Genomic DNA, 18,928 nt, shown 5'->3' on the forward strand with positions numbered 1-18,928 from the left:
ATTATCGAGAATAAAAAACTTCTTGTATAGACTAGGAGTGAATGGGAATGGATTTTGCAACACTTATTGGAATTATTTTGGGAGTAGTGGCGGTAGTAGTAGGAATGGTCGTCAAGGGCGCTGACGTAATGGCCTTAGTTAATCCTGCCGCAGCATTAATTATTTTCGTTGGTACATTTGCTGCAGTATGTATAGCATTTCCAATGAATCAATTGAAAAAGATTCCAAAATTATTTAAAGTTCTTTTTGGTTCTAATAAAAAAGATTTAAGTTATGAACAGTTGCTAGAATTGTTTGTTCATTGGACATCTGAAAGTAGAAAATACGGTATTTTGTCTTTAGAGCAGCAATTAGACAAAATTCAAGATGAATTTCTTTTGCGTGGTATGAAATTTGTGATTGATGGCGTATCTGCAGAAGATTTAGAACAAATTTTAGAAGCTGAATTAGAAGCAATTGAAGAAAGGCATGCAAAGGGAGCAGCAATTTTTTCTCAAGCTGGTACATATGCACCAACATTAGGGGTTTTAGGTGCTGTTATTGGTCTTGTAGCTGCACTTGGTAATTTAACTGATATTGAAAAGTTAGGTCACGCTATTTCGGGTGCATTTATTGCAACGATTTTTGGTATTTTCTCAGGTTATATACTATGGCATCCATTTGCAAATAAATTAAAGCAAAAATCTGCAGCTGAATTAGAGAAAAAACGTTTAATTATTGATTGTCTATTAATGTTACAAGAAGGTACATATCCGTTTATTATGAAGAACCGCATTTTAGGTGCACTTTCTGCAACTGAGCGCAAAAAGCTTGAAAAAGGGGCAGAAAAAAATGCGGAGTAAAAAAAATAGAAGAAGTAAAAAGAAAAAACACGAAGAACATATCGATGAAACTTGGCTAATCCCTTATTCTGATATGTTAACGTTGTTGTTTGCATTGTTCATCGTTTTATTCGCAATGAGCAGTATAGATGCTGCTAAGTTTAAACAGATGGCTGTTGCTTTTCGAAGTGAATTAGCTGGTGGAACAGGTAACAAAGAATTTTTAAGTGATCAGAAGCCAAATGATGAAAAGGAATTATCAGCAAGTAGTTTAGAGTCTGAGAAGATTAAAAAGAATGCTGAAGCTGAAGTAAAGCAACAAGAAATGAACGAATTAAAAGCGGTACAAAAAGGTATTGATAAGTATATTGAGGAAAATCGATTATCTTCTTCTTTTAAAACTGATTTAACAGAAAAGGGATTGAAGGTAACGATATTAGAAAATGTACTATTTGATTCTGGGAAAGCGGACGTAAAATTAGAATCGTTAAGTATTGCGAAAGAAATGTCTAATTTACTTGTTTCAGCATCACCTCGTGAAATCACAGTATCTGGACATACAGATAATGTTCCTATTGCAAATGCGCAATTTGCATCGAACTGGGAATTAAGTACGCAGCGGGCAGTTAATTTTATGCAAGTATTACTGCAAAATAAAGAATTACAACCAGGAAAATTTAGTGCAGTTGGTTACGGAGAATACCGGTCAATTGCTCCAAATGATACGCAAGAAGGAAAAGCGAAAAATAGACGTGTAGAAGTGTTTATTTTACCTTTAACGAGAAATTTGCAATAAAAGAGGATGGCACATGCCATCCTCTTTTATTTTGCATCAAATGATTTTAAGTTGTCATGGCGGATTTTATCTTTTTCTGCATCTGATTTTTTGAAATCATAATCATATAAAGCGCCTTCCCAATCGCCATACATTGGATTTGGGAAAATAATAAATTTCTCCCCAAATTGTGCTTTTGAATCTGAGACTGCTTGGTTTCGGTCCTTTACAGACTTTCCATCAAAACCAGTGAAGTCAGATAAGTTATCACCGAAGAATAAAACGATATCATGTGTTTGAGAAACGAGTTCACGGCGTTTTTCTTTTCCTTTTTCTTTCGGGTCTTGTAGTAATATATGTTCTTTCGTTGCTTGAGGAGCGCCTACACGCTCAAGGTTTTTAATTGTTGCATCTAGTTGGTTTGTTTTACGATTTGAGATGTAGTAAATATCTACACCTTTAGACTCTGTATATTGTAAGAAATCAATTGCACCTGGAAGGGCCTCAGCTTCAGCCTTATTAATCCAATCATCCCATTTATACGGATAGCCTTTTCCTGTTTTTACGCTCATTGCTTGATGAGGACTGTTATCTAAAACAGTTTCATCTAAATCAAGTACGATAGCGGGTTTTTTCTCGGTTCCTTTTGCAAGAGCTGCATCAAGCTTCAATTGACCGATATTGTATCCTTGGTAGTACAATGCTTTCGTTTCACCGGCTGTTTGATACCATAAATCAGCCATTAATTGCTGGTCTGTTAATTTTACTTTCTCTTCTTTCGCCACTGTTTTCTCTTGTGTTCCTGAACATGCTACAAGCGATGTAGATAGAACCGCTACAGATAATAAAGTGGTAATGCCCCTCTTCATCTTCATATGTATCCTCCTTGATGTTAAAAAATCATCTTATATTATATATTAAAATATAAATTTTTTTTATGAACATTTGCATATTGTCTTTTGTATATGTAGTAGTATGTCCTATATTAGAAAGATGAGAAAAAATGATGGGAATTATTTTGACAAGTTTAATTGTCGAAATGACAATAATAATTGACAAATCATACGATAATATTTACAATTTTAACTAAATAGAACAAATGATGGATTAAGGCGGTGTTACATATTAAGAGGATAAAGTGTAGTGCTATATTTTATCTTGTATAAACATAGTCTTTGAAAGAGAGTATGAATGATAGTAAAGGGGAGGCTTTATACTTTGAGTTTACAAATTCAAAACTTAACGAAACAATTTGGGGAATCAAAAGCAGTTAACGGCTTGCAAATTTCATTACCAAAAGGTGAAGTGTTAGGATTGCTTGGACGAAACGGTGCAGGAAAAACAACGACAATCAAAATGCTTCTCGGATTATTAACGCCTAATGAAGGGTCTATTACATGGGATGGAAAATCATTTGGGACTAGTGGAGTAACGATAGGGTACTTACCAGAAGAAAGAGGCTTATATACAAAAAGTAGAGTAGTAGACCAGTTGCGATATTTTGGCAGATTAGAAGGCATGACGAAAAAAGAAGTAGATCTTGCTATTGATCACTGGTTAGATCGATTAGCAATACCGGAATATAAATTTAAAACGGCAGGAGAGCTTTCAAAAGGGAACCAGCAAAAAATCCAATTAATTGCTGCTCTTCTTCATAACCCTGAACTTCTCATTTTAGATGAGCCATTTAGCGGACTGGATCCAGTGAATGCGGGGATGTTAGCTAGCATTATTGAAGAACAAGTACAGAACGGAAAGACAATTATTTTATCTAGTCATCGTATGGAACAAGTAGAGGCTTTTTGCCAACATGTATGTATTTTGAAAAAAGGTGAAGCAGTCGTAAAAGGTCAATTAAGTGATATTAAAAAAGAATATGGTTTCCGTAATTTAACGATTGAAGATACAGAAGAGAATGAGAAGGGATTAAAAGCTATTCATGTATCGTATGAAAAACAACAAGGCCTTCTTTATGTGCGAGTACAAGACGATGCAGAAGCTCTAAACATTTTACAACAATTACAAGAACAAGGTATTACCTTACGACAATTTAAAATGTTAGAGCCGACGTTAAACGAAATCTTTGTAGAGAGGGCGAAATAACGATGCGTAAATTTTCTCACGTATTTTCATTTTATTTTAGGGAAGCATTTTTATCTAAAAAATCATTAATTACGAGTGCGATTTTGTTTTTAGTTGTGTTTGGGCTTTTCGCATTTAATCATTTCACAGCTGATAACGATAAAGGAAAAGATAAATTTGCTGTAGTAACAGAAAGCGATACGTATAAAGTGCAAGAAAGTGATATAACGAAGTTACTTCCGTCTGCTAAAGTAACGGTAGAAAATAAGGGTAAGTTTAATAAACTACGTAAGCAAGTAGAAGATGGGGATTTAGACGGTTTATTCCGTATTACAGAAAAGAATGGTATCCCAGAAGTGACGTATATGTATAGTGGTTTTCCGAGTCAATCAACGGCTACACTTATGGCAAGTTATTTGAAGGAACAGTATACAGCGGTAATGATTGAAAAAAATAACGTATCTGCCGAAGTAGCAAAACAGTTACAGATGGAAATTCCGTTAAAGCAAGAGGCGGTAAAAGATCATGCATCTTCCTTTGGAATTGGCTATGTTTTCTCGTTTGCTTTATATATGTTTATTATTGTGTTTGGAACTGCAATTGGGACGACGATAGCATCCGAAAAATCATCCCGTGTTATGGAGTTAATGCTTCCGAAAGTAAAACCATTAACAATGCTACATGCTAAAATTTTAGCAATTGTTTCTAGTGCTTTACTATTACTTATTACTGCTTCTCTCGGTTTTCTTGTACCGTATTTATTAGGTTGGGTAGACCTAGAAAATGCATCTTTAGTAGGACTTGCACTAGACTTTTCCAAGTTGGATGCTGTAGTAATTAGTATGTTCGTTGTATATTTTGTTACAGGCTACTTACTATATGCAATGTTATATGCAGCGGTTGGTGCTGTTGTATCAAAAATTGAGGATGTGCAATCTCTTTCGTTCCCAATTACAATGTTAGGTATAGCAGCATTTTTCATTAGTATTAAATCACTATTTGATCCTAATAGTACATTAGCTGTAGTTAGTTCGTATATTCCATTCTTTACACCTATGGTTACATTTTCAAGGCTTGTAGCGGGTGAAGCAGGAACTGTAGAGATTATTGTGACTTTAGTCATTTTATTGGTGACTATTGCTATCGTCAATATGCTTGCAAGTCGCATTTACGTAAATGGTGTAATGAATTACTCAGACAAAGTAAAATTTAAAGATTTAGCGAAATTTATAAAGCGTCAATAATGAGAGAAAAGCATGATTTCCTGTTGAAATCGTGCTTTTTCTTTATGTATAAATTAAAAATAGTATATAATAATAAGAGTCGTCTTTTAATAGAATGAATAAAAAGGAGGGTGTGCAGATGGGAATTAGTAGTCGTTTTACAGTAGGTGTTCATATGTTGACATTACTTGCGATAGATCGAAACTCTCGCTGTACCTCTGAATGGATTGCCGGTAGTGTGAATACAAATCCAGTTGTGATTCGTCGCATTACAGGAATGTTGAAGAGAGCAGGACTTGTTGATGTACAAGCTGGTAAAGGTGGTACGACACTTGCTCGTGATTTAGAAGAAATTACATTACTTGATGTATATAAAGCAGTGGAAGTTGTAGAAGAAGGACAGCTATTTTCCTTCCATGAAAATCCCAACATTGAATGTCCAGTAGGAGCTAATATTCAATCAGTATTAGAAATTATTTTAATGCAAGCGCAAGAAGCGATGGAAAATGTACTTGCAAATGTAACAGTAGATCAATTAGTTACAAATTTAAAGTCTAAAATGAAAGAGTAAAAAAGCGAGCATCCTCATAATGAGGGCTCGCCTTTTTTTATTTAGAAATATTGAAAATTTTATTTTTCAGTATTTAAAATGAATTTACCTACGATAGCTGCTACGATACCACCAACAATTGGTGCGATGATGAATACCCATAGTTGAGAAAGTGCTTCTCCGCCAGCGAATAAAGCTGGTGCGATACTACGAGCTGGGTTAACAGAAGTTCCAGTTAACGGAATACCTAATAAGTGAACTAAAACTAATGTGAAACCAATTACTAATCCTGCTAGAGAAGAACTTCCTTTTTTACCTGTTACAGCAACGATTACTAAAATGAATACGAAAGTTAAAATAAATTCAACTAGAAATGCTCCAGATAAACCAAGAGTTCCAAAACCGTTTTGACCTAAATTATCTAAAGGTGTTTTAGCAGATTTTAAAATTGTTACTAACGTTGCAGTTCCTAATAAACCACCTAAAATTTGAGCTAATACATAATAACAAAGTTCCATAGCGTTCATTCTTTTATTGATGAACATAGCTACTGATACTGCTGGGTTAATGTGACATCCAGAAATTGTTCCGATGCTATATGCCATAGCCACAATAGATAGACCGAAAGCCATAGCGATTCCTAATGTTCCAATTCCTTCAATTCCGCCGCCAATGACAGCTACTCCAGTTCCGAATAATACTAGTACAAATGTACCAATAAATTCAGCGATTGCTTTTTTTAACATAATTTACCTCCTATTGTTGCGCATGAACCGTATTATAACATAGGTTTTAGTATAAACCGTTAATGAAATACTATTCTGATAAGGCGCAATAGGGGGACAATAAAAAGAGAGTATGGTTCTTTGTCACAGAACCATACTCTTTTTTTATGCTGTTTTTTTCTGTTTAACGACTGGAACAGAACGGTTTAAAATGCTATTTGCAACCATTCCTAACATAATAATAATCATTCCAAGTAGGGAAAGCCCGCCAGGAAATGAACCATTTAAGAAAACAATTTCGCCAAGCACGGTAAAGACCATCGTTCCAGCTTGCGTTGCTTCAACAGCTCCAAGTAGAGCGAGATTATCTTTGGCTAAGTCAGTAGCAAAGAAAAATGTCATTGTCGCTATAACGCCAGAACATAATGCTAACAAAAATCCTTGCAGCATTTGGCTTGATGTTGGAATACCCGTAGTAGAAAATCCGTATATACCAAGTAAAATTGTTATAGGAAGACTGCCTATTGCCATTCCTAATACACGTTGGAATGTATCAAGACGCCCGCCAACAAGTTCCATCATTTTTCGGTTACCGAATGGATATAAGAAAGCAGCTAACACGACAGGTAAAAATCCTGAAATGAACTGAGTCATTGTAATGTGACCTGCTGCAGTTGCTTGCATACAAATTACACCAAGTAAAATAAATAATGCGACATATAAACTACGAAGTGGAATTTTTCCGCGTACAAGTTTCGTACCTGATTTTGTTTCTATTTTAACGAAAAATAATGGCGAGAGTAGTAAACCTGCTAATATAGTAACTTGCCAAGTTCCAGCAACGAGCCAAGCGGGAGAAAAGACAGCTGCAAAACTTAATAAAGAATAGAAACCAATACCAGCAACAGACCCCCACCCGATCCAAGCCAATGGATGTTTCTTTAATTCTTCCCATAACCCCCTTAAGTTTTTGCGAAATAAAACGATAAGGAATAAAATAGGGAGAGCAAATAAAAAACGGAAGGAAGCTGTCCAAGCCCAGCTCGTTCCAGATACATTCATCGCTCGATTAATAATAAAGGTTGCGGAAAAAAAGGCTGATGATAAAAGACCTAATAAAATTGCGCGCATGAAGTATAGCACTCCTTTCGAAATTCAAAGAATATGTATAGTATAATATACTTTATTTGTATAAAAGTAAACTATTTTATATTTTAAGGTGGTTTTATAGATGAAAGAACATGAAGATATGCAAACGAAAGAAGTCATTCAGCAAGTAGGTCAGTTATTAAGACAAATTCGAAATGAGCAAAAATTAAGTTTAGAAGAATTAGCTCAAAAAACAGGAGTTAGTAAATTAACGTTAGGAAAGATTGAAAGAGGCGAAACGAATCCGACGTTAGCCGTCATTTGGAAAATAACGAAAGGATTATCAATTCCTTTATCGAGATTGATGGTTGTTGGAGAACCTGTAGCTGTTGCGCGCTGCGGAGAAGGATTTGCAGTAGATGTAGGACAAGCATGGCATTTAGAAACAATGTTCCGTTATACGAAAGAAACGGGGATGGAAATGCACCGTGCTTGTTTACGATCGAATAGTATATATGAACCAGAAGCGCATCATGAAGGTGCTATTGAGCTTGTAACGGTAATGAAAGGGAAAGTATTGATTCAAGTAGAAAGCGATGTATACGAATTAAATGAGTTCGACTCGATTCAATTTGAAGCGAATAAGAAACATAGTTATAAGAATGAAGAAGATGAAGTGGCGGTATTACATTTAACGATGAAATATTCTTCATGAAAAAATCCCCTATAGAAAAATCTATAGGGGATTTTGTATACACTATGCTTAAATATACGAAAGAATGTTATTAGTAAGAGCGTGGCATAAGTAATAAACAAATAAAATAAACTAAAAACCCCGTCCCAAAACATAAAACTGCAATGACCCAAAGTATGCGAATGAGAGTAGAGCTAATATCAAAATATTCTCCTAAACCACCGCATATACCAAATAGTATTTTATCAGTTTCGGATTTACATAACCTTTTTGACATCTTCCAATCCACTCCTTTTTATGACAAGCTATATACTTCTATTCTATATGGAAATTTATGAGAAGACTATGAGGTTGTATTACATTTTTTTTAGGAAACAGTCGTATTAATTGTCTTAATTTTCAGTTGATATTAAAATTATATCATGAGGTGAGTTTCAATAAAGGGTGGGAGGGATAGAGATGACAGTATATTGGCTGACTAATGTAATGCTTGAATCAGGGTATACATATGAAGAGGGTAGAATTTCTCAAACAGAAACAGAGTTATGTAGTTTACTCATTGAAGATGGAAGAATTAAAAAAATGATAACAGGGGCTATTCAAGAGGAAGGGGTATCAATTTTTGATGCCAATCGTTTATTAATTTTGCCTGCTTTCGAAGAGATGCATATTCATATTGATAAAACATATTATAGTGGTCCTTGGAAAGCTTGTATGCCAGCAGAAAGTATTTTTACACGTTTTCATGAAGAAGAGGAAATTTTACCGAAGCAATTAGCAACTGCTCAAGATAGGGCGGAAAATATGCTAGCGTTATTGCTTCAAAATGGTGCAACGAATATAAGAACGCATTGTAATGTTGATCCGATTATTGGACTTGGTAATTTGGAGGCGACGTTAGCGGCGTTGGAAACATATAAAAAACAGGTTTTTGGTAGAATTGTTGCTTTTCCGCAACATGGATTATTGCGCAGTAATTCTGTGCAACTTGTGAAAGATGCTATGCGTATGGGTGCGCATCTAGTCGGTGGAGTGGATCCGGCTACAGTGGATAATGATATTGAAAAATCATTACATACCATTATGGATATCGCAGTAGAATTTAATGCGAACGTTGATATTCATCTGCATGATGCGAATAATCTTGGGACGTTTACGATGAAGAGATTGGCAAGTTTAACAGAAGAAGCGGGATGGCAAGGTCGCGTAACGATTAGTCATGCGCTTGGACTTGGTGGTGTTACAGATAAAGAAGCTGAAGAAGTGGCGGAAAGACTAGCAGCTTTACACATTGATATTACTTCAACAGTACCAATTGGGAAACAAGTAATCCCAATTCCATTATTAGATAAAAAAGGTGTGAAAGTTTCATTAGGAAATGATAGTATTACAGATCATTGGTCACCGTTTGGAACAGGTGATATGTTGCAAAAGGCAAATCGATTAGCGGAACGTTTTGGATGGAGTGATGAAAGATCGTTAGGAAAAGCACTTCGCTTTATTACGGGAGGAAAAGAAACGTTAAACAGTGAAGGGAAGCGAGCTTGGCCGAATGTAGGAGATGAAGCGAGTTTTGTTTTGACGAATGCAACATGCGTCGCTGAAGCAGTAGCGCGTCAAACAGAGAAGCATTTAGTCGTGCATAAAGGAAATATTGTTGTTGGAAGTTTAAGTGAGGTTAAATTTAATAATCTTGTGTAAAAGAATCGTTTAAATGTTTTGAGGAGGGTTCTAATTGTGAGTATAGAACTCTTCTTTTTTATGTTTGAAATATATTTCTTATAGGTTACTAGGAAGGATGAAAAATTTGGACAATCAACATAATCAAAATCATATTATGGGAACTTTGCAATGGTTTATATTTTTATTAGCGAATTCAATCGCATTACCAATTGTCGTTGGCGGATTATTTCATCTTACGACGGAAGACATATTTTATTTAATGCAGCGTACATTTTTTGTAGTTGGTATATCATCTTTTTTACAAGGGTGGATTGGGCATAGGCTGCCAATTGCGGATGGGCCAGCTGGATCTTGGGTTGGAGTATTTACCGTACTTGCTTACGCAACGGCCGGACAAGATCAATTACATAGTACATTGCAAATTTTAGAATTAGGAATGATAATTTCCGGTGTTATTTTAATAGGGTTAGGGGTAACTGGTTTTATAGGACGTATTTTATTTTTGTTTACGCCGCTTGTGACAGGGACGTTTTTACTTTTATTATGCTTACAATTAAGCGGTGTATTTTTAAAAGGAATGCTAGGAATTACTGCTACTGTTTCTCAAATCGATGGATTTACAGCAATGATCGCTTTTAGTATATTTCTGTTCGTTATTATACTATCTAATTTTGGAAAAGGTTTTGTCAAAAGTTATGCAGTTTTAATAGGATTAATTAGTGGATGGATTCTTTTTCTCATTGCAGGAAAAGTGACGATTCCAGCTCAAGTAACTCATTTTGTGCAACTTCCGCAAATATTTGCTTGGGGACTTCCAAAATGGAATACAGGTATGGCTGTATCGAGTTTCGTTATGGTATGTATTTTAGTTTCAAATACAGTGGCAGCTATTATAGCGATTAATCAAGCAACTATTCATAAAGCGACTATTGAACAAAAACAGTTGAAAGATGGAACATGGGTTGGAGGGATTTCACATATCATCTCTTCCGTATTTTCAACTGTAGGTGTCGTGCCGTTACCAGCAACGGCAGGATTTATACGTTTAACAAAACAAAAATATATACGATCGTTCTTACTAGCATGTATGTTACTAGTCGTAATGTCGATGTTCCCAAGTATTATTCGTTATTTAGCATCTTTACCATCGGCCGTCGCATCTGCGGTTTTAATGGCTTCATTCGTACAGCTAATTGGAATTGGATTCAATAATATAAAACAAGTGGAGCTTAATGAAAGGAATGTAACAATTTTAGGCGTTGCAGTATTATTTGGCAGCGGCGTTATGTTTCTACCGTCTGGAGCGCTCCAGTCCTTACCGTCTGTTATACAATATATATTTGGAAATGGTTTGTTCGTAGGTACCGTTGTTAGCATTTTACTAGAACAAATATGGCGTACTGAAAAGTGAGTGGATGCAAGGAGTGTCTGCACTGTATAAAAGTCTAAAATAACATGTGAAATAAAGCCCATTTTCATTCACCACCCGCACATTTCGTTCATACAATATCTTGACTAAATAAACACCCAACTTACACATACACAGCTCTGGCTTAAGCAAGGAGGGTTATACCAGTTGAAGGAAAAAGCGTATCAATCTAAACCTTTACTCACAAAGAGAGAGAGAGAAGTATTTGAATTACTGGTTCAAGATAAAACAACGAAGGAAATTGCAGGTGAACTTTTTATCAGTGAAAAGACAGTTCGTAACCACATCTCAAACGTGATGTGTAGTGATTGCAAATAGATGAAATCTATTTTATAAAACAGAAGATGGAATTATTACTTAAGCAATCAGAGAAGCTTTTTTTTACAAGAAAAACTCCTTTTTTTAATGGTGTAAGTATTTTTATAATTGTTATTTTTATGTGGTATGATTATGGTAATACTAGAAATCATTTCAGGGGGAAGGTAGTTTGGTAAGCAAGCAAAAAAAGTATATTTTATTTATTGATGAAACGGGAATTGCTCAAAGTAGCACTCAGCCATTTACTTTAACAGGTGTGATTTTTGAAAACAAGTATGCTGTTGATCAAAATGGTAGAACAAGTGAATTACGTAATCGGCTTAATCGAGTAAAAATGCAATGTTTTGGAACACAAGATGTAATGTTACATTTAGATGAAATTTCTAGGGGGCGAGGTGATTTTGCGAAGTTTAAAAAAGAACAGCGTGCGGATTTTTATAACAATATGCCTAATTTCTTAGGTAACCTAGATTTTAAAATCATATCGGTAACAATTGATAAAGTGAAACTAAAACAATATTTTCTAGCACACAAGGATCCATACGTTGTTGCATTTATACATATCCTTGAAACGTTTTATTCATTTTTGAGTCAAACAGATGTAGAAAATGCACGGATTGTATTAGAATCTAGAGATGATTATGAGAATCTTTTGATTCAAAAAGCTTTCTTTGAAGTATTCAACAATGGAACAATGCATTTAGATTTTCAGAAGTATAGAGAAAAAATAAAAGGGTTTATACTTGCAAAAAAAGGCGATCCTTTATACCAATCAGGTTTAGAAATTGCTGATCTGGTTTGTAATCCAATCGGTCGGGTTCGAAAAGGAATTGTAGAAGCAAAGCCTAAATGTATAAAAAATTATGGAACAGAAAATAAAATTTTTAAAGCGATAAAGACAAAAATTTATAGCCCAAGCCCGGATCAAGATTTTAGAAACTGGGGATTTAAGAAGATTCCAATTACTAAAAAGAAAAGGGATTGGATTGATGATCCAAGACAGGATGATGAAGCAACAGGGGCTTGATGGACTTTTTAAAAGAAGGAATATTTTACATAAGTAAGTATATACTAGATATACAGGTCCTGTAAAAGGAGTAGGGGGATCGGAAAACTGATCGCCCGATGATCTCCTGTTAATTTTTTCTTGACTTGAAATAAAAAAGATGGTAAATTCTACTTAGCCAAAAAAAACAGGGAGTCGGTTGATCTGACTGCTTGGAACTTACATATCAATTTGGGGGTCGGTTGATCTGACCGCCATAAAAAAGCCTTCGTGTCTACGAAGGTTTTTTGCGTTTATTGACTTTTTTATTTTATAATTTCTCTAGTAACTCAATATTTTCATATGAATTCCCAACAACAAAGCAAGTATTAACCAGCTCTTTTATATTTCGATGGAGTTCTCCTTTTCGGATTAAAGAAAATTGTGCATTACCCGTATCCCACTTCACTCCATAGATCTTATTATTGATTTCAACGATATCTGATTCATAAATTTCTCTTTCTTTTTGATCAAAAAGTCCTGTAGATTGCATTATGGTGGATGGATGGTCATCAAAAGAAAAATATTTTTTATCTAAGGGATTGTCACTATAAACCATAAGATAGTTTTCTTGAGAGTTATTATGCCAAGAAATATATTTTCTGAATTTAAAAATCATATTTATCACCCTCTCGCTATTCTTTTGTAATTTACATCTTTGATTTGTCAATCCTCTAAAAAAATAGACCATACAAATGACGGTCTATTTTCGTAAATATCCATATTCGGTTCAAGAGCGATTTTTTATAAGGATCTTACTTATATAATCATCGGAACAAATTATTCTTCTTTAAGGATTAACTTATTTTTAACTTGTTCTTCTGTTAAATAGAACTCGGATATAACCTCGTCTGGAGCCATACCATTTTTATTCTTGATGTGTTCATTTAATCTTTGTATTGCTAACCATAGTGGCATTTTTACAAATTCATAGGTGAATCCTCCGAATCTTTCGGTAATGGGTTTTTGGGTGATAGGATGTATCGTATCTGTTTCAAATCCGTATACAAATCGATCTGCAATTTTATTATTTAGGGTGTTTCTAACAAATACGATTTCATCGGCTGGTAAGTAGCCTATATTTCGCTTGTTTTCGATTCTAAAAGATAAGTTACCCCCAGTGTCTAATTGAGATTCATCAAATTTATCAAGGAAACAAAAACAACCGACTATTTTATTATTTTTATTGTATTTTGCTTGTTCAGAAGAGATTGTAATACTTTGATTTAAATCAGTTATTGTCACGTTTAAAAAGTCCAAAGTTGTATTTTGGTGATAGGGTTTAATATCAAATCCATGGTTAGACATGCGAATAACTTTAATTTTTTTCTCTGTAGACAAAAGGTTCACCTGTTTCTTTTTGATAGTTTACGTGGGATAAAAAACAACTTCAATTGATGAAATTAGATTTGAACAAGACATTCATATAAAGGAACAATTGTGTATGAAGATCTCCTTTATTATTTACACAGGTATTGAATTTGTTTCGAAGAACATTTTTTTTACGCCTCTTGTAATAAAGGTTCTGTCAAATAGATGATTTACTTCTCGTATCATATCAGCAATATCTTCTTTTTTTGTAGAATCTAATGGAATCGGTCGAGTGAGAACAGGATTTAAACGGATTAAGTTTTCACCAATGAGGTATTTTGCCGTATGTTCAGCCCCTTTTGATTGTGCTTGAAACGTGAGCTCAACCAAATTTTTCTTCCATGACAATAGCCCACCAGCTTCCGCGATTTTATTTGGAGCATTATATAAACAATCGCCTGTTCCTAAAGATAATACTTTGATTTGATCTAACGAATATCCTAATTTCTTAGCTTCAGCAATACCGACTAATACGGGATTATTAGCCCAGAGTCCCCCATCTATTTTACATTCGCCTTCTCCAATATTGGCAGCAGGGAAATAGGATGGAGCAGCAGAAGTTGCTAGTCCAACCTCCCACATATAACGTTCGCCATCTCTGATATAATCTGAGTGGTGAGGAGTTTTAAATACTTTTGGTTCTGCTTTGTGATGTTCAATTGATGGGATGCAGAGCATTGTATTAGCATCTAAAATCTTCTTATCAGCAAACTTTTCTATTAATAGTTTTTTTAATGGGTGGTTTGAATATGAAGCATTTATCAAATATCCCTTTGCTTTTTTTGTACCGAAAATTTGATTTCCTTCCTGGATATAAAGATTTGCAATTTGTTCAGCGCTCATTCCAGATGCTAAACCGAGACAAATGATACCTCCAGTCGAAGTACCTGTTAATAAATCGAAGTGTTGATGAATAGGCTCTCCTATTATATGTTCAATTTTTTTGAGGTATTGAGAAGGAATAACGCCTTTCATTCCACCGCCATCAATTGATAAAATTTTAAAAGTATTCGGCTCTTTGGTTTGCCAAGAACCTTTTTTGTAATGATCCCAATTTAACATGTATTACGTCCTTTCTTAACAGGGGATGGGGCTATGAGGGGCTTCTTTTCCCCACCAAATACCCTCTTCTAACCAAATATTATAGAAAAAAAGCCACTCACAGGTCCAAGGGATAAGAGTATCTGCAATTAATAAATTAGGACGATAACTCTTATCGTTTGGGTGATATAGGCATAAAGATTGATCCGAATAACGATGAGGAGCACTTTTTAAGATTTGTGGCTCCATAATGAAAACTTTTGGTTTATACGGAGTATAGCTAATTTTAACCGTATATTTTACTGCGTGGGGAGATGATTCTAATTCTCCTAACCAAAAAATATCTTGATGGTTTTTTTTATAAAGTTTAAGTGAAGGGAACTTTTTTTGAATCGCTAAATTTTGTAATCCAAGATTGATTGTTTTTATACGCTTCATTTATTCACCATAAAAACGATGTTCACGAATTTTTGTACCTTGTTCTTGATTTAATAAACCAGTAGGTGCTACTTTTATTAAACCATTATTAATTCTATTTGCCATATCTTTTGCTTCCCCTAATTCAGAAGGGAAATAGGATTTTCCAAAAATGTCTTGCCACTTTTCTATACTGTCTTCTTTATTCTTTTCATCCATAGCGTCTTGACAGTTTTCTTTAAGCTTTTGCACTTTTTTCAAGAAACGCTCTGCTTTTGTTTGATCCCAATTTCTAGCCAAATTCTCATCTTCGAGAGAAGGATTTTTAACAAATACGTCACCATCATCTTCTTCTATAAGTTCGTTCAAATCATCGATTAAAACGTCTAGTGTTTCTACTAGAGTTTCAGCAATAGAATTTTTTTTCACAAAGGCGTTACCGATTAAAGTTGTCATTAAAATGGATTTAGGTGCTGTATCTTTTCCGACGTTATCATCGCGCCAATGTTTCATGATTTTTACTACTTTTTCAAAATAGCTATCGGTTTTGCTATTAATAGCATTGCACCAATTAGTAAATCCTTTAGGGTTTGTTTTGCACCATTCGTTTTCTTTTTTAGAAGGAATTTTTATGACGCCTTCACATGGCAATGCAGGAACGATATCTACATGGAAGTCTCCAGCATAATCAATTCGTACACATCGGTCTTTTGTTTTAACACTTTTTTCAAATTCTTTATGGCTTTTAATTCGTGAGGCAATCCATTTAAGGATATCTTGAGGTTCATTTTCTTCATCCAGTTCAAGGAGTAATATAGCATCAACGTCGAATTCATCATCGTTTTTTGGCTTAATCCCAGTATTTGTACTATAGGATCCTTGTGAATAAAAATCGAGAAATAGATCTTCTATCTCTTCGTCTTCTTTGAAGTTTTTTCCCCAATGAGATAAAGCACTTTCTACGCGATTAATACGGGTGGGATTTAAGGAAATGTTTGCAACAAATTTTTTAAAATAATCGTTTAACTTCATAAAATTCCTCCAAATAATAGTATGTAATAGAAATAGCAGAGTGACAGTGACAGTAGTATATTTATGTAAAAAATAAAGAAATTTTTGGTAGAATTGCTAACGGAGTTATTATACTATAAATTTAATATAAATATCAATACTTAGTACGAATATTTGTTCTTCGATACGATATGTGGTGTTTTCCGGGAGGTTTAACTATATGTTGTAGTATGTAAAGAGACCTGGTGAACCATTACCATATTAATCTCTAAAATAAATGGAATAGTCCGTCCAGAGTCAATCCTTACATATAGTGGTGATAGGGTGTTGCTTTATAAAAATAAAAACATCCTCACTTAAACTAGGCAATGAAATGTCCTTTACGTTGAAAATTGAAAAAGCGTTTTTAAATAAAAGGGGATCAGAAAGATTAACGTATGAAAAGTTAGAGAAAATAAAATGGTTGTTAAACTCCACTAGATTTGATGAGCTTTACGATATAGAGCTACAGTGGGAGCATATGCTGGAAATGATGAACTATAAGAAGGTGTTAATGAATCAGTTTCAGTCGAAAATTGAAATGCAATTATCCCAGTGGGGAAGTATACCACAGATGATGATTTTCCAAGGCTACAAAATTAGATAAACAGTGTATTTTCAAAGGGAGCGGAATCTTCTCCTTTTGAATTGTTATATTTTGTAGAATGATTCAATTGTAAAAATTGAATTTTATTTTCCTTTATGGTAATAATAGGTAAAAAGGAGCGTTAAGTAAGTGTTTTTGCAGGATTGTTTATTCTTCAAGTAACAAGGTTAACAATTAATAACATAGGTGAATTTTTTGGAGTACATATATCGAAGGATAAATTAAATAGGGAGGTAATGTTATGGGTTTTTTTAAAGATAAAGAAGAGATGTTTAATCATCGGGCTGATCGTTTTAGTCGAGAAGCTGATCAATACGTACGAGAAGGAAAAACAGAAAAAGCAGAATGGGCTAAAGAACAAGAATTTGAAAATCGTGAAAAAGCTGATAAATATAAGGGGCAAGATGGTTGGTAAGTGGAATGCTTATTTAATAAAAAACGAGAAACATGTATGTTACAATAAGTTATTTAACTAAAAAAAAGAAAATGAAACTCAGGGTTAATTCCTAGTTTCATTTTCTTTTTTTCTTCTTTTTCCAAATTCAAGAGCATCTTTATATAGTTTGGATGCACGTGAAAAACGATTGGGGTCATTTAATTCTTTTATAAGTTCTTTCGTTGTTTCACCATTCGCTTTCAAGCGTCTGCGTACCACTATCATCCCTCCAATTATCTAACGATTGTTAAATATATGAGTATGTCTGATAGTATTAGAACTTTTAAAAGATTCCTTTTTCAACCGTAAGTTTATTAGGGAACGGAAGTCTCATATGTGTTAGTCCATCATAGGTTTCTAAATTTGTTTTTACAAACCCTTGTTTTTCATACCAAGAAATTGCTTTTGGCTTTGATTTGACAAGAAGGTGACTGAACCTAAGCTAAACGCTTTTAGTAGTTTAGGAGTAAGATGGATGAGCTATATGCAACGTAAAAACTAACATTTGATATAATATAAAATGTAGTCAGGGTGAATTAACTACGTATTTAAATCGTTTATTAAAATATCGATAACATAATTGTCTAGGGGGAATTACAATGCAAGAAGATACTAAAAGTGTTTTTATTAGTTATAGCTGGGATAGTCCAGAGCATCAACAGTGGGTTATGGATTTAGTTGGTTTATTAAGAGACAACGGGGTAGATGCGAGTTTTGATATGTTAGAAACTCAATCTCAAACAGTAAATTTAAATGCAATGATGGTTTCAAATGTACGTGATAATGACTATACGGTCATTGTGTTAACTGAAAACTATAAAAAGAAAGCGGAAGCATTACAAGGTGGAGTTGGGTTTGAAACGCTATTAACAATGCCATTATTGATGAAAAATCCGAATAAATTAATATTAATTGTAAGACATGCTGGCAATTTTGAATCAGTGGTTCCATTCCATTTGGATGGATGGTATGCCATTAACTTTTCGGATGATGCTAATTTTGAGAGGGCATTTAAAGAATTACATTATCGTATCGAGGGAGTACCGTTATATGAGAAAAAACCTTTGGGGAAAAAACCAAAATTAACCCCTCTTAAGGGTATAGTTGAAAAGCCAAGCATTGATTTTTCAGATTTTGATATACCGAGTCTAAAACGCATTACTGATTTAGAAAAGGAAAAATTTATTAATGAAAGTTTTCAAGAAATGAATACGATCTTTAAAGAGCTGTTTTCACAAATGAAACAAAGTAACTTAAATTTTGATTTTACCGTGGAAAATGGAGAAGCGAAGTGTATTTATAAATTGTATGTAGATGGAAATGTGAAGAGTGGATTAAAGATTTGGTTATCAAATGATTTTGCTACTACAAGCATAAAAATGGCTTATGGACGTCTGTCTGTGTCTCCTTTGGATAACAGCTATAATGAAAGCATTGTATGCGAAGTAAATGAAAAGAATGAATTAGCTTTAAAAATGCAAATGAATATGTTTGGGGGAAAAGATACAAATGAACCACTAAGTATTGTAAAAACAGTTTGGAAAAACCATATAACTCCTTATATTAGTTAAC

23 protein-coding genes are annotated in these 18,928 nt (G+C 34.1%); 13 read left to right on the forward strand and 10 right to left on the reverse strand.

Annotation, left to right across the window (positions count from 1 at the left end; all coding sequences use genetic code 11):
- Window positions 1-47: 47 nt before the first annotated feature.
- Together motA and motB are read left to right on the forward strand one after the other, a co-directional pair.
- Window positions 48-842, forward strand: a complete 795-nt coding sequence (gene motA / locus PDK19_RS00915; RefSeq protein WP_000344868.1) for a flagellar motor stator protein MotA — start codon at window positions 48-50, stop codon at window positions 840-842.
- Complete coding sequence (motB, locus tag PDK19_RS00920; protein ID WP_001256752.1) at window positions 832-1,617, forward strand: flagellar motor protein MotB; 786 nt, start codon at window positions 832-834, stop codon at window positions 1,615-1,617. The genes motA and motB overlap by 11 nt, the downstream gene beginning before the upstream one ends.
- A gap of 26 nt (window positions 1,618-1,643) precedes the next feature.
- On the opposite strand, the gene PDK19_RS00925 is transcribed toward motB, so the two are convergent.
- On the reverse strand, window positions 1,644-2,471 hold the full coding sequence (locus tag PDK19_RS00925) for a 5'-nucleotidase, lipoprotein e(P4) family (RefSeq protein WP_000782778.1): 828 nt from the start codon (window positions 2,469-2,471) through the stop codon (window positions 1,644-1,646).
- Window positions 2,472-2,814: 343 nt separating this feature from the next.
- Here PDK19_RS00925 and PDK19_RS00930 point away from each other — a divergent pair, with 343 nt between their 5' ends.
- The 3 genes from PDK19_RS00930 (at window position 2,815) to PDK19_RS00940 (ending at window position 5,472) form a co-directional block, all read left to right on the forward strand.
- Window positions 2,815-3,699 carry an ABC transporter ATP-binding protein gene (locus PDK19_RS00930; protein ID WP_000058128.1) on the forward strand — a complete coding sequence of 295 codons (885 nt, stop codon included), beginning with the start codon at window positions 2,815-2,817 and terminating at the stop codon, window positions 3,697-3,699.
- 2 nt (window positions 3,700-3,701) lie between these two features.
- The gene (locus tag PDK19_RS00935) at window positions 3,702-4,922 is read left to right on the forward strand and encodes an ABC transporter permease (RefSeq protein ID WP_001224999.1); all 1,221 of its coding nucleotides are present in this window, start codon (window positions 3,702-3,704) and stop codon (window positions 4,920-4,922) included.
- Window positions 4,923-5,040: 118 nt separating this feature from the next.
- Window positions 5,041-5,472 (forward strand): Rrf2 family transcriptional regulator, encoded by a 432-nt coding sequence (locus PDK19_RS00940; protein ID WP_000512998.1) that lies wholly within the window; start codon window positions 5,041-5,043, stop codon window positions 5,470-5,472.
- Between the two features lie 59 nt (window positions 5,473-5,531).
- On the opposite strand, the gene PDK19_RS00945 is transcribed toward PDK19_RS00940, so the two are convergent.
- Window positions 5,532-6,197, reverse strand: coding sequence for an MIP/aquaporin family protein (locus PDK19_RS00945; protein WP_000913199.1), 666 nt, complete (start codon window positions 6,195-6,197; stop codon window positions 5,532-5,534).
- 144 nt (window positions 6,198-6,341) lie between these two features.
- The gene (locus PDK19_RS00950; RefSeq protein ID WP_014893494.1) at window positions 6,342-7,307 is read right to left on the reverse strand and encodes a DMT family transporter; all 966 of its coding nucleotides are present in this window, start codon (window positions 7,305-7,307) and stop codon (window positions 6,342-6,344) included.
- A 100-nt stretch (window positions 7,308-7,407) separates the two neighbouring features.
- On the opposite strand from PDK19_RS00950, the gene PDK19_RS00955 reads away from it, so the two are divergent.
- Window positions 7,408-7,980 (forward strand): helix-turn-helix domain-containing protein, encoded by a 573-nt coding sequence (locus PDK19_RS00955; protein ID WP_000658050.1) that lies wholly within the window; start codon window positions 7,408-7,410, stop codon window positions 7,978-7,980.
- 70 nt (window positions 7,981-8,050) lie between these two features.
- Here the strand turns inward: PDK19_RS00955 and PDK19_RS00960 are convergent, their stop codons facing one another.
- Entirely contained in the window at window positions 8,051-8,236 is a 186-nt protein-coding gene (locus tag PDK19_RS00960) for a PspC domain-containing protein (RefSeq protein WP_049111204.1), read from the reverse strand.
- 182 nt (window positions 8,237-8,418) lie between these two features.
- On the opposite strand from PDK19_RS00960, the gene PDK19_RS00965 reads away from it, so the two are divergent.
- The 4 genes from PDK19_RS00965 to PDK19_RS00980 all read left to right on the forward strand — a co-directional run bounded on the left by PDK19_RS00965 (window position 8,419) and on the right by PDK19_RS00980 (window position 12,416).
- Complete coding sequence (locus PDK19_RS00965) at window positions 8,419-9,660, forward strand: amidohydrolase family protein (RefSeq protein ID WP_000219572.1); 1,242 nt, start codon at window positions 8,419-8,421, stop codon at window positions 9,658-9,660.
- A 97-nt stretch (window positions 9,661-9,757) separates the two neighbouring features.
- Entirely contained in the window at window positions 9,758-11,053 is a 1,296-nt protein-coding gene (locus PDK19_RS00970) for a purine/pyrimidine permease (RefSeq protein WP_014893495.1), read from the forward strand.
- A gap of 165 nt (window positions 11,054-11,218) precedes the next feature.
- Window positions 11,219-11,389, forward strand: coding sequence for a helix-turn-helix domain-containing protein (locus tag PDK19_RS00975; RefSeq protein ID WP_000659490.1), 171 nt, complete (start codon window positions 11,219-11,221; stop codon window positions 11,387-11,389).
- Between the two features lie 169 nt (window positions 11,390-11,558).
- On the forward strand, window positions 11,559-12,416 hold the full coding sequence (locus tag PDK19_RS00980) for a DUF3800 domain-containing protein (RefSeq protein ID WP_088106392.1): 858 nt from the start codon (window positions 11,559-11,561) through the stop codon (window positions 12,414-12,416).
- Between the two features lie 289 nt (window positions 12,417-12,705).
- Here PDK19_RS00980 and PDK19_RS00985 read toward each other — a convergent pair whose 3' ends face one another.
- From PDK19_RS00985 to PDK19_RS01005, 5 genes are all read right to left on the reverse strand, one after another.
- Window positions 12,706-13,053, reverse strand: a complete 348-nt coding sequence (locus PDK19_RS00985) for a YopX family protein (RefSeq protein WP_000576359.1) — start codon at window positions 13,051-13,053, stop codon at window positions 12,706-12,708.
- A 161-nt stretch (window positions 13,054-13,214) separates the two neighbouring features.
- Entirely contained in the window at window positions 13,215-13,775 is a 561-nt protein-coding gene (locus tag PDK19_RS00990; RefSeq protein WP_076868878.1) for a hypothetical protein, read from the reverse strand.
- Window positions 13,776-13,898: 123 nt separating this feature from the next.
- Window positions 13,899-14,867, reverse strand: a complete 969-nt coding sequence (locus PDK19_RS00995) for a CBASS cGAMP-activated phospholipase (RefSeq protein WP_088106393.1) — start codon at window positions 14,865-14,867, stop codon at window positions 13,899-13,901.
- A gap of 15 nt (window positions 14,868-14,882) precedes the next feature.
- Window positions 14,883-15,284, reverse strand: a complete 402-nt coding sequence (locus tag PDK19_RS01000; RefSeq protein WP_088106394.1) for a hypothetical protein — start codon at window positions 15,282-15,284, stop codon at window positions 14,883-14,885.
- Window positions 15,285-16,295, reverse strand: coding sequence for an SMODS domain-containing nucleotidyltransferase (locus PDK19_RS01005; RefSeq protein ID WP_176359595.1), 1,011 nt, complete (start codon window positions 16,293-16,295; stop codon window positions 15,285-15,287). It lies immediately after the preceding gene.
- Window positions 16,296-16,647: 352 nt separating this feature from the next.
- Between PDK19_RS01005 and PDK19_RS01010 the strand changes: the two genes are divergently transcribed.
- A complete protein-coding gene (locus PDK19_RS01010) occupies window positions 16,648-16,920 on the forward strand; it encodes a hypothetical protein (protein ID WP_076868875.1) in 273 nt (90 codons plus the stop codon).
- 241 nt (window positions 16,921-17,161) lie between these two features.
- The gene (locus PDK19_RS01015; RefSeq protein WP_154644223.1) at window positions 17,162-17,335 is read left to right on the forward strand and encodes a hypothetical protein; all 174 of its coding nucleotides are present in this window, start codon (window positions 17,162-17,164) and stop codon (window positions 17,333-17,335) included.
- Between the two features lie 84 nt (window positions 17,336-17,419).
- Here the strand turns inward: PDK19_RS01015 and PDK19_RS01020 are convergent, their stop codons facing one another.
- A complete protein-coding gene (locus tag PDK19_RS01020; protein WP_175879550.1) occupies window positions 17,420-17,575 on the reverse strand; it encodes a hypothetical protein in 156 nt (51 codons plus the stop codon).
- Between the two features lie 380 nt (window positions 17,576-17,955).
- On the opposite strand from PDK19_RS01020, the gene PDK19_RS01025 reads away from it, so the two are divergent.
- Window positions 17,956-18,927 (forward strand): toll/interleukin-1 receptor domain-containing protein, encoded by a 972-nt coding sequence (locus tag PDK19_RS01025; RefSeq protein WP_076868874.1) that lies wholly within the window; start codon window positions 17,956-17,958, stop codon window positions 18,925-18,927.
- Window position 18,928: the final 1 nt, after the last annotated feature.

The organism is Bacillus cereus group sp. BcHK124, from assembly GCF_027712065.1.
Classification (GTDB): Bacteria; Bacillota; Bacilli; order Bacillales; family Bacillaceae_G; genus Bacillus_A; species Bacillus_A pacificus.